13 protein-coding genes are annotated in these 14,024 nt (G+C 60.8%); 4 read left to right on the forward strand and 9 right to left on the reverse strand.

Going from position 1 to position 14,024, the window contains the following annotated elements:
* Window positions 1-10: 10 nt before the first annotated feature.
* The gene (gene uvrB, locus C1N84_RS12830) at window positions 11-2,032 is read right to left on the reverse strand and encodes an excinuclease ABC subunit UvrB (protein ID WP_021508497.1); all 2,022 of its coding nucleotides are present in this window, start codon (window positions 2,030-2,032) and stop codon (window positions 11-13) included.
* A gap of 918 nt (window positions 2,033-2,950) precedes the next feature.
* On the opposite strand from uvrB, the gene C1N84_RS12835 reads away from it, so the two are divergent.
* On the forward strand, window positions 2,951-3,667 hold the full coding sequence (locus C1N84_RS12835; protein WP_021508499.1) for an ABC transporter ATP-binding protein: 717 nt from the start codon (window positions 2,951-2,953) through the stop codon (window positions 3,665-3,667).
* Between the two features lie 42 nt (window positions 3,668-3,709).
* Here C1N84_RS12835 and bioD read toward each other — a convergent pair whose 3' ends face one another.
* The 4 genes from bioD to bioB are packed head-to-tail and all read right to left on the reverse strand — an operon-like array spanning window position 3,710 to window position 7,297.
* Window positions 3,710-4,381, reverse strand: coding sequence for a dethiobiotin synthase (gene bioD / locus C1N84_RS12840; RefSeq protein WP_264441503.1), 672 nt, complete (start codon window positions 4,379-4,381; stop codon window positions 3,710-3,712).
* Window positions 4,378-5,133, reverse strand: a complete 756-nt coding sequence (bioC, locus tag C1N84_RS12845; RefSeq protein WP_159378354.1) for a malonyl-ACP O-methyltransferase BioC — start codon at window positions 5,131-5,133, stop codon at window positions 4,378-4,380. Before bioC ends, bioD begins: the two co-directional genes overlap by 4 nt.
* Window positions 5,114-6,265, reverse strand: coding sequence for an 8-amino-7-oxononanoate synthase (gene bioF, locus C1N84_RS12850; RefSeq protein ID WP_088516312.1), 1,152 nt, complete (start codon window positions 6,263-6,265; stop codon window positions 5,114-5,116). Before bioF ends, bioC begins: the two co-directional genes overlap by 20 nt.
* Complete coding sequence (gene bioB / locus C1N84_RS12855) at window positions 6,266-7,297, reverse strand: biotin synthase BioB (RefSeq protein ID WP_058757850.1); 1,032 nt, start codon at window positions 7,295-7,297, stop codon at window positions 6,266-6,268.
* An 87-nt stretch (window positions 7,298-7,384) separates the two neighbouring features.
* Here bioB and bioA point away from each other — a divergent pair, with 87 nt between their 5' ends.
* A complete protein-coding gene (gene bioA / locus C1N84_RS12860) occupies window positions 7,385-8,677 on the forward strand; it encodes an adenosylmethionine--8-amino-7-oxononanoate transaminase (RefSeq protein WP_104092710.1) in 1,293 nt (430 codons plus the stop codon).
* Between the two features lie 67 nt (window positions 8,678-8,744).
* The gene (locus C1N84_RS12865) at window positions 8,745-9,221 is read left to right on the forward strand and encodes a kinase inhibitor (RefSeq protein WP_222985568.1); all 477 of its coding nucleotides are present in this window, start codon (window positions 8,745-8,747) and stop codon (window positions 9,219-9,221) included.
* Window positions 9,222-9,299: 78 nt separating this feature from the next.
* Here C1N84_RS12865 and pgl read toward each other — a convergent pair whose 3' ends face one another.
* The gene (gene pgl / locus C1N84_RS12870) at window positions 9,300-10,295 is read right to left on the reverse strand and encodes a 6-phosphogluconolactonase (protein ID WP_166719983.1); all 996 of its coding nucleotides are present in this window, start codon (window positions 10,293-10,295) and stop codon (window positions 9,300-9,302) included.
* A gap of 148 nt (window positions 10,296-10,443) precedes the next feature.
* Between pgl and C1N84_RS12875 the strand changes: the two genes are divergently transcribed.
* Complete coding sequence (locus tag C1N84_RS12875) at window positions 10,444-11,262, forward strand: pyridoxal phosphatase (protein ID WP_058769464.1); 819 nt, start codon at window positions 10,444-10,446, stop codon at window positions 11,260-11,262.
* A 169-nt stretch (window positions 11,263-11,431) separates the two neighbouring features.
* Here C1N84_RS12875 and modC read toward each other — a convergent pair whose 3' ends face one another.
* The 3 genes from modC to modA are packed head-to-tail and all read right to left on the reverse strand — an operon-like array spanning window position 11,432 to window position 13,952.
* A complete protein-coding gene (gene modC / locus C1N84_RS12880) occupies window positions 11,432-12,490 on the reverse strand; it encodes a molybdenum ABC transporter ATP-binding protein ModC (protein ID WP_021508508.1) in 1,059 nt (352 codons plus the stop codon).
* Complete coding sequence (gene modB, locus C1N84_RS12885) at window positions 12,490-13,182, reverse strand: molybdate ABC transporter permease subunit (RefSeq protein WP_021508509.1); 693 nt, start codon at window positions 13,180-13,182, stop codon at window positions 12,490-12,492. The genes modC and modB overlap by 1 nt, the downstream gene beginning before the upstream one ends.
* Window positions 13,179-13,952 (reverse strand): molybdate ABC transporter substrate-binding protein, encoded by a 774-nt coding sequence (modA, locus tag C1N84_RS12890; protein ID WP_264441504.1) that lies wholly within the window; start codon window positions 13,950-13,952, stop codon window positions 13,179-13,181. Before modA ends, modB begins: the two co-directional genes overlap by 4 nt.
* Window positions 13,953-14,024 lie beyond the last annotated feature (72 nt).

The raw sequence follows: 14,024 nt of genomic DNA on the forward strand, positions 1-14,024 counted from the left end.
CGGCTTCACATTAAGAGGCGGCGATAAACAGTTCACGTAGCTCGTGCAGCTGGTCGCGCACCCGCGCGGCCTCTTCGAACTCCAGGTTCTGCGCGTGCTGCTGCATCTGCCCTTCCAGCTCGTGAATCTTCTTCTGCATGGCCTGTGGCGTGAGCGCCAGATAGCTGGCCTCAGCTTCGGCGGCAGTGCGTGAAGCCGTTTTACCTTTGCCGCGCGTTTTCACCACGTTTTTGCCCAGCTCAAGAATATCGGTGATTTTCTTGTTCAGGCCCTGCGGCACAATGCCCCGCTCTTCGTTATAGCGCTGCTGCTTCTCGCGGCGGCGCTCGGTCTCTTCCATCGCCCGCGCCATCGACGGCGTGATCTTATCCGCGTAGAGAATCGCTCTGCCGTTGACGTTACGCGCCGCGCGTCCAATGGTCTGAATCAGCGAGCGCTCGGAGCGCAGGAAGCCCTCTTTATCGGCGTCCAGAATCGCCACCAGCGACACTTCCGGCATATCCAGCCCTTCGCGCAGCAGGTTGATCCCCACCAGCACGTCAAACTCCCCGAGACGCAGATCGCGAATGATCTCCATACGCTCAACGGTATCAATGTCGGAATGCAGATAGCGCACCTTCTCGCCGTGCTCTTCAAGATACTCGGTGAGGTCTTCGGCCATGCGCTTGGTCAGCGTGGTAACCAGCACGCGCTCGTTGATTTCGACGCGCTTGCGGATCTCCGACAGCAGATCGTCGACCTGGGTCGCCACCGGACGCACCTCAAGAATCGGATCGAGCAGACCGGTAGGCCGCACCACCTGATCGATAACGTCGCCGCCCGATTTCTCCAGCTCGTAGTTACCTGGCGTGGCCGAGACATAAATGGTCTGCGGTGCCAGCGCTTCAAACTCTTCAAAGCGCAGCGGACGGTTGTCCAGCGCCGACGGCAGGCGGAAACCGTACTCCACCAGCGTCTCTTTACGCGCGCGGTCACCGCGATACATGCCGCCAATCTGCGGAATAGTCACGTGGGATTCATCGACCACCAGCAGGCCATCCGCCGGCAGGTAATCAAACAGCGTCGGCGGCGGCTCGCCCGGTCCGCGCCCGGAGAGATAGCGCGAATAGTTTTCAATGCCCGAGCAGTAGCCGAGTTCGTTCATCATTTCGAGGTCAAACTGGGTGCGCTGGGTGATGCGCTGCTCTTCCAGCAGTTTGTTGTTCTCCAGCAGCACTTTGCGCCGCACCGCCAGCTCATCCTTGATCTCTTCCATCGCCTGCAGAATACGCTCGCGCGGCGTCACGTAGTGCGTTTTCGGGTAGATGGTGAAACGCGGAATCACCGAGATCACCTGGCCGGTCAGCGGGTCGAACAGCGACAGGCGCTCAACCTCTTCATCAAACAGCTCTACACGCAGACCAATGTCATCGGATTCCGCCGGGAAGATATCGATCACTTCGCCACGCACGCGGAAGGTGCCGCGCTGGAAAACCTGATCGTTGCGGGTGTACTGCAGTTCGGCGAGGCGGCGCAGGATGCTGCGCTGGTCGATGATCATGCCGCGCGTCAGATGCAGCATCATTTTCAGGTAGAGATCGGGATCGCCCAGGCCGTAGATGGCAGAAACCGATGCCACCACAATCACGTCGCGGCGCTCCAGCATCGCTTTAGTGGCAGAGAGACGCATCTGCTCGATGTGCTCGTTTACCGCCGCATCTTTCTCAATGAAGGTATCCGAACTAGGAACGTAGGCTTCCGGCTGATAGTAGTCGTAGTAGGAGACGAAGAACTCGACGGCATTATCCGGAAAGAACTCTTTCATCTCGCCATACAGCTGTGCCGCCAGCGTTTTATTCGGTGCCATTACCATGGTCGGCCGGTTGAGATCGGCAATGACGTTGGCGATAGTAAAGGTTTTTCCTGAACCGGTAACCCCCAGCAGCGTCTGGTGCGCCAGTCCATCCTCCAGCCCTTCTTCAAGGCGACGAATCGCCTCAGGCTGATCGCCTGAAGGTTTGAAAGCGGAGTTGAGTTTAAAGGCTTTACTCATGGTATTACGGTTCCTGCTGAAGAAGTCGGCGGGCAGGCTGGTAATTCTACTCTGCTATGGCGATTTTGCCAGAAAAAAATACTGGATATAATTACAGATATGCTGCACGATGATGGGGAGATGCCGCGATTCGCTTCAGCGTAATTTATGCGGTAATCCGGAAGCGTTTGTTGCGCAAGGTTATCCCCAGACGAGCAACGCTTTTAACAATTGTCAATAGAGCGTCATTAAATTGCAGTCTGATGACAAGCCAGACAATTCTCAGGCTTGCTTTTAAATAACCTGCTGATTTAAAAGAGATTGGCTCAAAAGCCCAGTTTCGCAGCATTATGTATGCAACCCGCGTATTTCCTCGCTTGCGCCCGGTTTTCAGTCGCTAATGCACAAGGTTATCCACAGGAATAGTGGATAACTGAATCCAGCCCCACGTCCATCGGCTGTGTATAATTTTCCCCTCGCTTATCCTGCCGTGCGAAAAAATTTTTTTTGCGATTATTTTTCCATCATCCCGTGCGGCTTTAACTATTCTTTTGGCGTACCCCATCGTGCCGTAACGGGAAAAAGCCCAGCGTTAAGGCCACTTATTTCTTCAGTCCCTGCCTTATGACAGCACAGATGCACCAGAAACGTTAAGCAGTCAGCACCGTCAAAGTGCAGGCGAGTTATTACTGTGGGCAATTGTTAAGCTTTTCTCATCAATTATGGCGAGTTTCGCTGCCTTTTTCCCCGGTTGAGGTTGCTTTGGCGGATCTGGCCTGGGAATTGCAGTGAATTAACGGTGGAGTGACGAGTCCATGCCGGCAGGATGAACAAGCGCCGCCGGCGACAGCAGTGTCCCAATAGCCATTGTGCATGACTGTATGCCAGACGACACAGAGCGGGAGCATTCAGGCGAATAATCTGGAAGGAGAATGTCAGATGCTGAGTTTACGTTCGGTGAATCAATTTTACGGTCAGAACCATATTTTATGGGATGTGGATCTCGATCTGCCGCCAGGCACCTGCACCGGCGTGCTGGGCAGCCCGGGGATGGGCAAAACCACGCTGGTGAACTGTATTATGGGTCGCCTGCCCATTAATAGTGGATCGATGACCTGGCAGGAAGACGGCGCGCCGCCGGAAAACCTGCTGCTGCAGCCTGCTGAGCAACGCGCGCGCATGGGCATCGGCTACGTACCACAGGGACGCCACATCTTTTCCCAGATGAGCGTGGAAGATAACCTGCTGATTGCGCTGATGGCGGCACAGGACGATCGCAGCCGCGCCATTCCCGAGATGGTGTTCGATCTGTTTCCGGCGCTATACTCGCTGCGTCATCAGCGCAGCGGCGAACTGCCGATGGATCAGCAGCAGCAGCTGGCCCTGGCGCGCGCGCTGGTGCTGCAGCCGAAACTATTGATCCTCGATGAACCCACCGAAGGCATGTCGCCGTGGCTGGAGGAGGAGATGGGGAATCTGATTCGCCGCCTGAACCGCGACTATGGCCTGACGATTCTGCTGCTGGAACAGCATGTGTCGTTCATTCGCCGCGTGGCAGACTATTTTCTGCTGCTGCATCGCGGCCGCAACGTGGCGCAGGGCAGCGTGGCGCAGCTGGATGATGTCACGGTGAGTAAGTGGTTAACGGCCACCTAGCGTCGGTAGCGTGCGGCGCAGGGTGCTGCGCCGCCGCGCCATTTACTGTGGCAGGGTAAGGTAACGGCCGCAGTCGGCCTGCTGTGCCGCACTGCTCAGCCACGGAATCTCCCCGAGGAAAGGGGCTGCAATGCGCTGCTGCAGCGTTGTCAGATATTCCGCATGTCGCTTGCCCGGCGGCTGAATGTCGTTGGCAATCCAGCCCGCTAAGCGTAAACCGCGCGCTGTAACCGCTTCCGCCGTTAGCATGGCGTGGTTGATGCAGCCGAGCTTCACGCCCACCACCAGAATCACCGGCAGCTGCTCAGCGGCGACCCAGTCGGCATAGGTTTGCGTTGCGGACAGCGGCGTGAACCAGCCGCCTGCGCCTTCCACCAGCACCCAGTCAGCCTGCTGCTCCAGCGCGCGCAACCCAGCGGAGAGCTGCGAAAATTCAATCGGCCTGCCCTCTTCCGCGCTGACGATATGCGGCGACGTCGGTTCGATGAACGCCAGCGGGTTTACCTGCTCATAGCTCAGCGCCAGGCTGCTGTAGCGCTGCAGCGCCAGCGCGTCGCTGTTGCGCACGCCGTCGGGCGTGATCTCGCAGCCGGAGGCCACCGGTTTGTAGCCAGCAGTGCGTAATCCCGCAGCGCTGGCCGCCTGCAACAGAGCGCCGCTGGCGACTGTTTTGCCCACTTCGGTGTCAGTTCCGGTAATAAACCAGCGTGTCATTTTTGTAAAACTCCATACATCAGGTGATAACTGAGACGATAGCCGTGCGCATCCTGCGGCCAGTGCTGCTCCAGCTGCGCCAGCTGCGGGCGCGTCAGCAGGGCCGCGTGTCGCCCATCGTGCAGGTGCGTTGCGCCGATGCCTTTCAGCGAGCGCATGGCGCTCAGCGCACTGGGGAAGTGCAGCGTGACGATCTGCGTCTGGCTGCGCAGCGGCAGGCCCGCGGCAGCCTGGGCAAAGGCATCGCCGCTGAGGAAGCGATTGGCGTGACGCCGACCATCGATCTGCGCCCACGCCTGGTGCACCTCCTGCAGCGAGCCGTCGAGCAGCGTCGAGAACAGCACGCTGCCGCCCGGGCGCGTCACGCGCAGAAACTGCTGCAACGCGGTGCGCAGATCGCTGCTCCATTGCACCGCAAGGTTGCTCCAGACGCCGTCGACGCTGTTATCTGCCAGCGGTAACTGGTCGATATCGCCCTGTAAATAGTCGTGCGCCGAGTGCTGTTCGCGTGCCGCCTGCAGCATCGCCGGTGACAGATCCAGCGCGCAAACCTGGCGACCGCGATCTCGCCAGTAGCGGCTGAACCAGCCGGTGCCGCAGCCGGCATCCAGCAGCTGCGGGCCAAATCCGGCTGGCGCCAGAGCCAGCAGCGCCTCGCCGCTCTGGCGCTGCAGCTGAGCATGCTGTTCGTAGTGCGCGGCCGCCCGGCCAAACGCCTGCGCCACCGCCTGTTTATTCACCTGCAGCGTCATACAGTGCCTCCAGCAACGCGTCGATATCTTCGGGATGATGCGCGGCGGTGAGCGTAATGCGCAGCCGCGCGGTACCCGGCGGCACCGTCGGTGGCCGGATCGCGCTCACCCAGCAACCGGCCTGCGCCAGCCGCTGTGACAGCGCCAGCGCGGCACGGTTTTCGCCAACGATCAGCGGCTGAATGGCGCTGTCAGAGGCCATCAGCTGCCACGGCAACTGCGCCGCGCCCGCGCGAAAGCGGGCAATATTTTGCTGCAACCGCGCGCGCAGCGCGTCGCCCTGCTGGATCTGCTGCAGTGCCGCCAGCAGCGCACAGCACTGCGCCGGCGGCATGGCGGTGGAATAGATTAAATGGCGCGAGAACTGCTCGACGTAATCTGCGGTGGCGTCATCACACAGCAGCGCGGCGCCGCTCACGCCAAATCCTTTACCAAAGGTCACCACCAGCAGCTCCGGTTTCACCTGCTGCTGCCAGCAGCTGCCGCGCCCCTGCTCACCGGTGACGCCAATGCCGTGCGCATCGTCCACCAGCAGCCAGCCGCCCGCGCGCCGGGTTTCGGCGGCAAGTTCAGCCAGCGGCGCACTGTCGCCATCCATGCTGAATACGCCCTCGGTCACCACCAGCGTGCCGCCTTCCGCGCGCGTCGCCAGCAGCTTCGCCAGGCTGGCCGGCTGGTTGTGGGCAAAACGGCGCAGCGTTGCCGGACTGTGGCTGGCGGCATCCAGCAGGGAGGCGTGCGCCAGTTTGTCAGCGATAATGCGATCCGACTTTTGCGCCAGCAGATGGATCACTGCCTGGTTGGCGGCAAAGCCGGAGATAAACAGCAGCGCGCGCGGGTAGCCGAGCCAGGACGCCAGCTGCTGCTCCAGCTGCGCATGGTGACGGCTGTAGCCGGTAACGTGGCCGGAAGCGCCGGCACCGACGCCCGCCTCGCGCACGCCCTGCTGCCAGGCGGCCATCACCGCCGGATGCTGGCTCAGCCCGAGGTAATCATTGCTGGAGAAGTGGCGATAGCGCTGCCCGTCGAGGGTAATTTCACGCACGCTGTTGTGCTCAATGCGCCGCCGCTGCCGCCAGCCGTCGGCGGCACGCTGCGCCGTCAGCGCCTGCGCAATACGTTCAGACCACATTTACACGGCCGCGTTATAGAACTGCGCGCTGTCGGCGTGCAGCAACTGCTCGCTGAGCTGATGCTGCTGTTCGTTATCGCCTGCCGTCGTGGCGGTGTGCTCCGGATTCAGGCCCAGCTTGCGGAACAGGATCAGATCTTTGTCCTCTTCCGGGTTCGGCGTGGTCAGCAGCTTGCAGCCGTAGAAAATCGAGTTGGCACCCGCCATGAAGCACATCGCCTGGGTCTGTTCGCTCATCTGCTCGCGACCGGCCGACAGGCGCACGTGCGAGGTTGGCATCATGATGCGCGCCACGGCAATGGTGCGGATAAAGTCGAACGGCTCGACGTCATCGTTATCCGCCAGCGGCGTGCCTTTGACTTTCACCAGCATGTTAATCGGCACGCTCTCCGGCGGCGTGGGCAGGTTGGCCAGTTGCACCAGCAAACCGGCGCGGTCGTTGACCGTTTCGCCCAGCCCGACAATGCCGCCCGAGCACACTTTGATGCCGGCGTTGCGCACTTTATCCAGCGTATCAAGACGTTCCTGATAAGTACGGGTGGTGATGATGCTGCCGTAAAACTCCGGCGAGGTGTCGAGGTTATGGTTGTAAAAATCGAGCCCGGCGCTGGCCAGCCGCTGCGCCTGATCGTGGTCGAGCGTGCCCAGCGTCATGCAGGTTTCCATGCCCATGGCTTTCACGCCCTGCACCATCTGCTCCAGATACGGCATGTCGCGCTCGTGCGGGTTTTTCCACGCCGCGCCCATGCAGAAGCGGCTGGAGCCGGCTGCTTTGGCCTTGCGCGCCGATTCCAGCACCGCTTCCACCTCCATCAGGCGCTCGGTTTCCAGCCCGGTTTTATAACGCGCGCTCTGCGGACAGTATTTACAGTCTTCCGGACAGGCGCCGGTTTTGATCGACAGCAGCGTGCTGACCTGCACCTGACGCGGGTCGAAGTGCTGGCGGTGCACCTGCTGTGCTTCAAACATCAGCTCGAGAAAAGGTTTATCAAACAGCGCCTGAGCCTGAGCCAGTGTCCAGCGATTAGCCATTGCTTACTCCAAAAAAGGGGGTTCATCCTGACGATTAACGTGGTTATACTTGTAAACTAAATCTTTTCAAAATGGTTTACAAGACAGATGTTCACACAGGATGACCTCCGCTTTGACCGCCAGCATATCTGGCATCCTTACACCTCAATGCGCGATCCGCTGCCGTGCTACCCGGTGGTGGCCGCGCACGGCTGCACGCTGCAGCTGGCCGATGGACGTGAGCTGGTCGACGGCATGTCGTCGTGGTGGGCAGCGATCCACGGCTATAACCATCCGCGCCTCAATCAGGCGTTGCAGCAGCAGATGGCGCAGATGTCACACGTGATGTTCGGCGGCATCACCCATCCGCCAGCCGTGGAGCTGAGCCGCCAGCTGATCGCCATGACGCCCGAGGCGCTGGAGTGCGTGTTCCTCGCCGATTCTGGCTCGATCGCCGTCGAAGTGTCGATGAAAATGGCGCTGCAGTACTGGCTGGGACGCGGAGAGACGCGGCAGAAATTCCTCACGCTGCAGCGCGGTTATCACGGCGATACGTTTGCCGCCATGTCGGTCTGCGATCCGGAAAACTCCATGCACAGCCTGTGGCGCGGCTACCTGCCGGAGCATCTGTTCGCCCGCGCGCCGCAGTGTGGCTTTGACGATGACTGGGATGACAACGATATTGCCGATTTCGCCCGGCTAATCGAGCAGCACCATCGCAGTATCGCCGCGGTGATCCTCGAACCTATCGTGCAGGGTGCCGGCGGCATGCGTTTCTACCATCCACGCTATCTGCAACAGGTGCGGACGCTGTGCGATCGCTACGGTTTATTGCTGATCGCCGATGAGATCGCCACCGGCTTCGGCCGCAGCGGCAAGCTGTTTGCCTGCGAACACGCCGGCATCACGCCGGACATTTTGTGTCTCGGCAAGGCGCTGACCGGCGGCACCCTGACGCTCTCCGCCACCCTGACCACGCGCGACGTCGCCGATACCATCAGCCGCAGCGCGGCGGGCTGCTTTATGCACGGTCCGACGTTTATGGGCAATCCGCTGGCCTGTGCGGTGGCAGTCGAAAGCCTGAAGCTGATCAACGAAGGGCACTGGCCGGCGCAGGTGGCGGCGATTGAACAGCAGCTGCGTGCGGAACTGCTGCCGCTGCGCGACCATCCGATGGTGGCGGATGCGCGCGTGCTGGGGGCGATTGGCGTGATTGAGACCCATCAGCCGGTGAACATGGCGGCGCTGCAGCAGTTCTTCGTGGAACGCGGCGTATGGATTCGCCCGTTCGGTAAGCTGATTTACCTGATGCCACCTTATCTGATTTCTGCCGCACAGCTGACGCAGCTGACGGCGGCGCTAAGCGCTGCACTGGCGGTGGACGGCCACTTTCAGCCCTGACACCGCTGGCACTCGCCGCCATTTTCCACCATCATGGAAAGCAGTACACAACAGGAAAGGAGAGATCATGCGCGTAGTGAGCCAGGATTTTAACGATGGCGATAAAATGCCCGAGCGCCACGTGTTTAACGGCATGGGTTACCAGGGCGATAATCTGTCGCCGCACCTGGCATGGGATGAAGTGCCGGCCGGCACCAAAAGCTTTGTGGTGACCTGCTACGATCCGGATGCCCCGACCGGCTCCGGCTGGTGGCACTGGGTGGTCGCTAATATTCCGGCTGAGGTGACCGTGCTGTCACAGGGCGCCGGTTCCGGCGTGGCGGAACTGCCAGAGGGTGCCATTCAGACGCGTACCGATTTCGGCCAGAGCGGTTACGGTGGCGCAGCGCCGCCGCAGGGCGAATCGCATCGCTACATCTTTACGGTGCATGCGCTGGACGTGGAGAAAATTGAGGTGGACGAAGGTGCCAGCGGCGCGATGGTCGGCTTCAACGTGCACTTCCACGCGCTGGCCAGCGCATCGATCACGGTGACATACGCCTGATTACATAAGGTGCGCATCGCTGCGCACCCCAGCAGAGGTCGCCGTAGATGGCGACCCTGCATGACCGAATAGTGTTCCTCAGTCCAGCGCGTGAATCACTACCCACATCGGCCCCTGACCCACGGCGTAACGCGCCAGCGGTTGCAGCAGGCCACGCTCGCCGATGCGATAGACTTCAATGTGATGCGATTTCTGCCCCGCCGCCACCAGATACTGACCGCTGCCATCAATGTTAAAGCCACGCGGCTGAGTTTCGGTCGGCTGATAACCTTCAATCGTCAGCACCGAGCCGTCCTCACTGATACTGAACACGGTCAGCGTGCTGCTGGTGCGGTCACAGGCATACAGGAAGCGACCGTCCGGGGTGATATGGATATCCGCTGCCCAGCGCGTATCGCTGAAGCCCGGCGGCATGATATCAAGACTCTGCACGCGCTCGACCTGGCCGTTAACATTGTTCAGTGCCCAGACGTCGACGGTACTGTCCAGTTCGTTAACCACATAGCCATAGGCACCGTTCGGGTGGAACGCCATATGACGCGGGCCGGCGCCTTCTACGGTGGTCACCTGTGGCTGCGCGCGCGGTGCCAGCGTGCCGTCGGCCTGCAGCTGATACAGGCAGATGCGATCCTGCTTTAGCGCCGGTACAAACAGCGTCTGGTTGCTGAGGTCGATATTCGCCGAATGGCAGCCTTCCAGCCCGTTAATTACCTGCAGCGGCGCCTGCGGCAGGCCGTCGCTGCCAATCGGGCTGATGCTGACGCAGGCATCGTTATAGGAGCCGCAGAACAGATAGTTGCCCTGGCGGTCGGTAGAAATGTGAGTCGGGCTGCCCGGCAGCGGCGCTTCACCGGCCAGGCTTAACGTACCGTCGGCCGCAATGCGGTACGCCAGTACGCGAAAATTCGGACGCACGCCGACATAGAGAAAATCTTTCTTCGGGCTCACCACCATCGGCTGCACCTGGCCGGCCACATCCGTGACCTGCAATAACGTCAGTGCGCCATCTTCCTGCATTTGCCAGGCGTGGATCTGCTGGCTCTCGGGACTGGCGGTATACACGACTTGTTTCATGCGTTTTCCTTATTCGCTGCCTGATGAAAAACAGTAACTGTAGCGCGTTTCACCGCCGCGCGCTGGGCTGATTTGTGCCCTGCTTTTTGTCTCAGGGCCGCTGGCGGGTGTAGACTTAATGCTTTGCTAACTCCGGACGGAAAGTGTAATGAGCTACCGCGTAATCGCCCTTGACCTCGACGGCACCCTGCTAACCCCAAACAAAACCATCCTGCCAGAATCCCTTGAAGCCTTAGCCCGCGCGCAACAGGCTGGCGTTCAGGTGCTGATCGTCACCGGTCGCCATCACTGCGCGATTCACCCGTTTTATCAGGCGCTGCAGCTGACAACGCCCGCCATCTGCTGTAACGGCACGTACCTGTACGATTACCAGGCGCAACGGGTGCTGGCGGCCGATCCGCTGGAGAAAAGTCAGGCGGCGCGGGTGATTGAGATGCTCGATCAGGAGAATATTCACGGTCTGCTGTATGTCGATGATGCGATGCTGTACCAGGAAGCGACCGGCCATGTGACGCGCACCCTCAACTGGGCGCAGTCGCTGCCGAAAGCGCAGCGCCCGCTGTTTGTACAGGTGCCGAGTCTGGCGCAGGCGGCACACGACGCGCAGTCGATCTGGAAATTTGCCCTGTCGCATCCGGATACCCGCGCGCTGCAGCAGTTTGCTGAACGCACCGAACGCGAGCTGGGTCTGGCGTGTGAATGGTCGTGGCACGATCAGGTCGATATCGCTCAGGCCGGCAACAGCAAAGGCAAACGCCTGGCGCAGTGGGTGGCGAGCCAGGGTCTGAGCATGCAGGACGTGCTGGCGTTTGGCGACAATTACAACGATCTTAGCATGCTGGAGCAGGCCGGGCTGGGCGTGGCGATGGGCAATGCCGATGACGCCATCAAAGCACGCGCGCGCAAAGTGATCGGTACCAACCTTGAGCCGGGCATTGCGCAGGTGATCTACCAGGAAGTGCTGTAACGCCAGGCTGATCGCGGCACAAGGTATCTGTAGGGTGACCGGAAAAAAGCGCGCCGCTCCAGAGGGTGCAACGGGTGATTACTGCAGCGGTACATGGCACATCCGGCAGCGGCGCGATTAATCGCGCTGATCCGCAGACCGGACGTACCGCGCTGTCGTCCGGTTTGTGTTACGCGGTAATCGACACGCTCTTGATCTGCGCATACAGCCACTGATCGGGCCGGATATTCAGCTCGTCGCGCGCCCACGGTGAAATGCGCGCCCACAGCTCGCTGACGCCGATGCGCAGCTTCACTTCGACCTGGTCGTCAAGCTCCAGCAGCTCCACCACCTGCGCCGGTAAAATATTGCGGATCGAGGTATTTTGCGGCGGCTGCAGCGCCAGCGACACGTCCGCCGAGGCGATACGGATGCGCAGTACGCTTTTCACCGGCTGATTCACCCGGCTGACCCAGATGTGCTGATCGCCAAGCGACAGCGCGGTCATCGGGTAATCCGGATGCTGCTCCAGCACCTGCACGCGCAGCACACTGCTGCGCTCGGCCGCCGGCAGCCAGGGCCGCATCGCGCTGCTGCCCCACACTTTTTCCAGCGCGCCGAAGGCTTTGACGTTACCGTTATCCAGCACCAGCACCTGATTCGCCAGCTGGACAATCTCCTCCAGGCTGTGGCTCACGTACAGCAGCGGAATCTCCACCTGCTTCGCCAGCTTCTGCAAATAGGGCATCAGCTCGCGCTTGCGTGGCAGATCGAGCGACGCCAGCGGTTCGTCCATCAGCAGGATATCCGGCGCGCTCAGCAGCGCCCGGCCCATCGCCACGCGCTGCTTTTCGCCACCCGACAGCGAGGCCGGATAGCGATCCAGCAGCGCGTCCAGTCCCAGCAGCGTCACCAGCGCCCCGAACTGCGCTTTCATTTTGGGCGCCATGCCATACTGCAGATTGCCGCGCACGCGATAATGGGGAAACAGGCGCGCATCCTGAAACACGTAGCCGATGCGGCGTTTTTCCGGCGGCAGATTGATGCCGCTGTCGCGGTCAAACAACAGACGATCGTTAAGCGCAATCTGGCCGCTCTGCGGCTGCGTCAGGCCGCTGATAGCATTGATTAATGAGGTTTTTCCTGCCCCGGACACGCCAAAGATCGCGGTGATGCCGCTGGCCGGAATTTCCACATCGACGTTGAGCTGATGCTCACCGAGCTGTTGCGCAATGTTGATTTTCAGCATCAGGCCGCTCCCAGCCGCTTGCGGCCCCAGCGCGCCAGCAGCTCTGAGGCCACCAGCGACAGCAGCGCCAGCGCAATCGCCACCGCGCACAGCCGCGCCGCAGTGCCTTCCGCGCCGGGCGTTTCAATCAGGGTAAACATGGCTGACGGGATGGTGCGGGTTTCGCCGGGAATGTTGGAGACAAAAGTAATGGTGGCACCAAACTCGCCGAGCGAGCGGGCAAACGCCAGCACGGTGCCCACGATGATGCCCGGAAAAGTCAGCGGCAGCGTGATGGTGAAAAACACCCGCCAGCGGCCCGCGCCTAAGGTCCGCGCCGCCTGCTCCAGCCGGCTGTCTACCGCTTCCAGTGCCAGACGAATGGCGCGCACCATCAGCGGAAACGCCATCACCGCGGAGGCCAGCACCGCACCGCGCCAGCTGAAGGCGAAGGTGATACCGAACCAGTCATATAGCCAGCTGCCAATCAGACCGCGCCGTCCCAGCGTCAGCAGCAGCAAATAGCCCACCACCACCGGCGGCAGCACCAGCGGCAGGTGAATCAGGCTATCGAGCAGGGTTTTGCCGGGAAAGCGACAGCGCGCCAGAATCCAGGCCATCAGGATGCCAAACGGCAGGCTGCACAGCACCGCCACGCAGGAAACTTTCAGGCTGAGGAACACGGCCTGCCATTCGGGATCGCTCAGTATCATCTCTTCGGCGTAAATCCATACTGTTTAAACACGGCAGCGGCATCCGGCCCCTGCAGATAGTCATAGAAGGCCTGCACCGCTGCGTTCTGGTGATCGCTGACCACCGCCATCGGGTACTCTACGGGTTTGTGACTCGCTTCGGGGAAGCGTCCGACCACCTGCACCTTATCACTGGCTACCGCGTCGGAACCGTACACGATGCCATACGGCGTTTCGCGGCGTTCCACCAGCGCCAGCGCGGCACGCACGTTGTTAGCCGGTGCGAGCCGTGAAGCCAGCGTGTCCCACGCGCCCAGCTTTTGCAGCGCTTCTTTGGCATAAATACCTGCCGGCACGTGATCCGGATCGCCCACCGCCAGGCGCTCGCCCTTAAGCAGGTTCTGCCATTGGGTCTGCGCATTGATGGTCACCGGCTGCGCGTTAGCGCTTTTTGCCGCCACCAGCACCAGATCATTGCCCAGCAGCGTGTGACGCGTACTGCCGATCACGCTGTTTTTCGCCGCTGCATCGTCCATCCACTGCTGATCGGCAGAGATAAACAGATCCGCCGGGGCGCCCTGCTCGATTTGCCGCGCCAGCGTCGACGAGGAAGCGAATGAGGATACCACTTCAACGCCGCTTTTTTGCTGATATTGCGTGGCAATCTGCTGCATCGCGTTGGTCAGCGAGGCCGCAGCGAACACAGTAATTTTCTCCGCCGCCAGCGCCTGACCCGACAGCGACACGGTGACCACGGCCGCGGCCGCCCAGTGATAAAGCGTATTTTGCATAGAGAACTCCAGGTTACGTTATATAGTTGATAATACAACGCGAGCCTGAAAGCTGTCATGAGCTTTATATCG

The organism is Pantoea sp. SGAir0418, assembly GCF_043529865.1.

Bases quoted from the DNA above. Each gene is read 5' to 3' on its own strand.
- uvrB (WP_021508497.1), bottom strand. From the start codon at position 2,032: ATGAGTAAAGCCTTTAAACTCAACTCCGCTTTCAAACCTTCAGGCGAT.
- C1N84_RS12835 (WP_021508499.1), top strand. From the start codon at position 2,951: ATGCTGAGTTTACGTTCGGTGAATCAATTTTACGGTCAGAACCATATT.
- bioD (WP_264441503.1), bottom strand. From the start codon at position 4,381: ATGACACGCTGGTTTATTACCGGAACTGACACCGAAGTGGGCAAAACA.
- bioC (WP_159378354.1), bottom strand. From the start codon at position 5,133: ATGACGCTGCAGGTGAATAAACAGGCGGTGGCGCAGGCGTTTGGCCGG.
- bioF (WP_088516312.1), bottom strand. From the start codon at position 6,265: ATGTGGTCTGAACGTATTGCGCAGGCGCTGACGGCGCAGCGTGCCGCC.
- bioB (WP_058757850.1), bottom strand. From the start codon at position 7,297: ATGGCTAATCGCTGGACACTGGCTCAGGCTCAGGCGCTGTTTGATAAA.
- bioA (WP_104092710.1), top strand. From the start codon at position 7,385: ATGTTCACACAGGATGACCTCCGCTTTGACCGCCAGCATATCTGGCAT.
- C1N84_RS12865 (WP_222985568.1), top strand. From the start codon at position 8,745: ATGCGCGTAGTGAGCCAGGATTTTAACGATGGCGATAAAATGCCCGAG.
- pgl (WP_166719983.1), bottom strand. From the start codon at position 10,295: ATGAAACAAGTCGTGTATACCGCCAGTCCCGAGAGCCAGCAGATCCAC.
- C1N84_RS12875 (WP_058769464.1), top strand. From the start codon at position 10,444: ATGAGCTACCGCGTAATCGCCCTTGACCTCGACGGCACCCTGCTAACC.
- modC (WP_021508508.1), bottom strand. From the start codon at position 12,490: ATGCTGAAAATCAACATTGCGCAACAGCTCGGTGAGCATCAGCTCAAC.
- modB (WP_021508509.1), bottom strand. From the start codon at position 13,182: ATGATACTGAGCGATCCCGAATGGCAGGCCGTGTTCCTCAGCCTGAAA.
- modA (WP_264441504.1), bottom strand. From the start codon at position 13,952: ATGCAAAATACGCTTTATCACTGGGCGGCCGCGGCCGTGGTCACCGTG.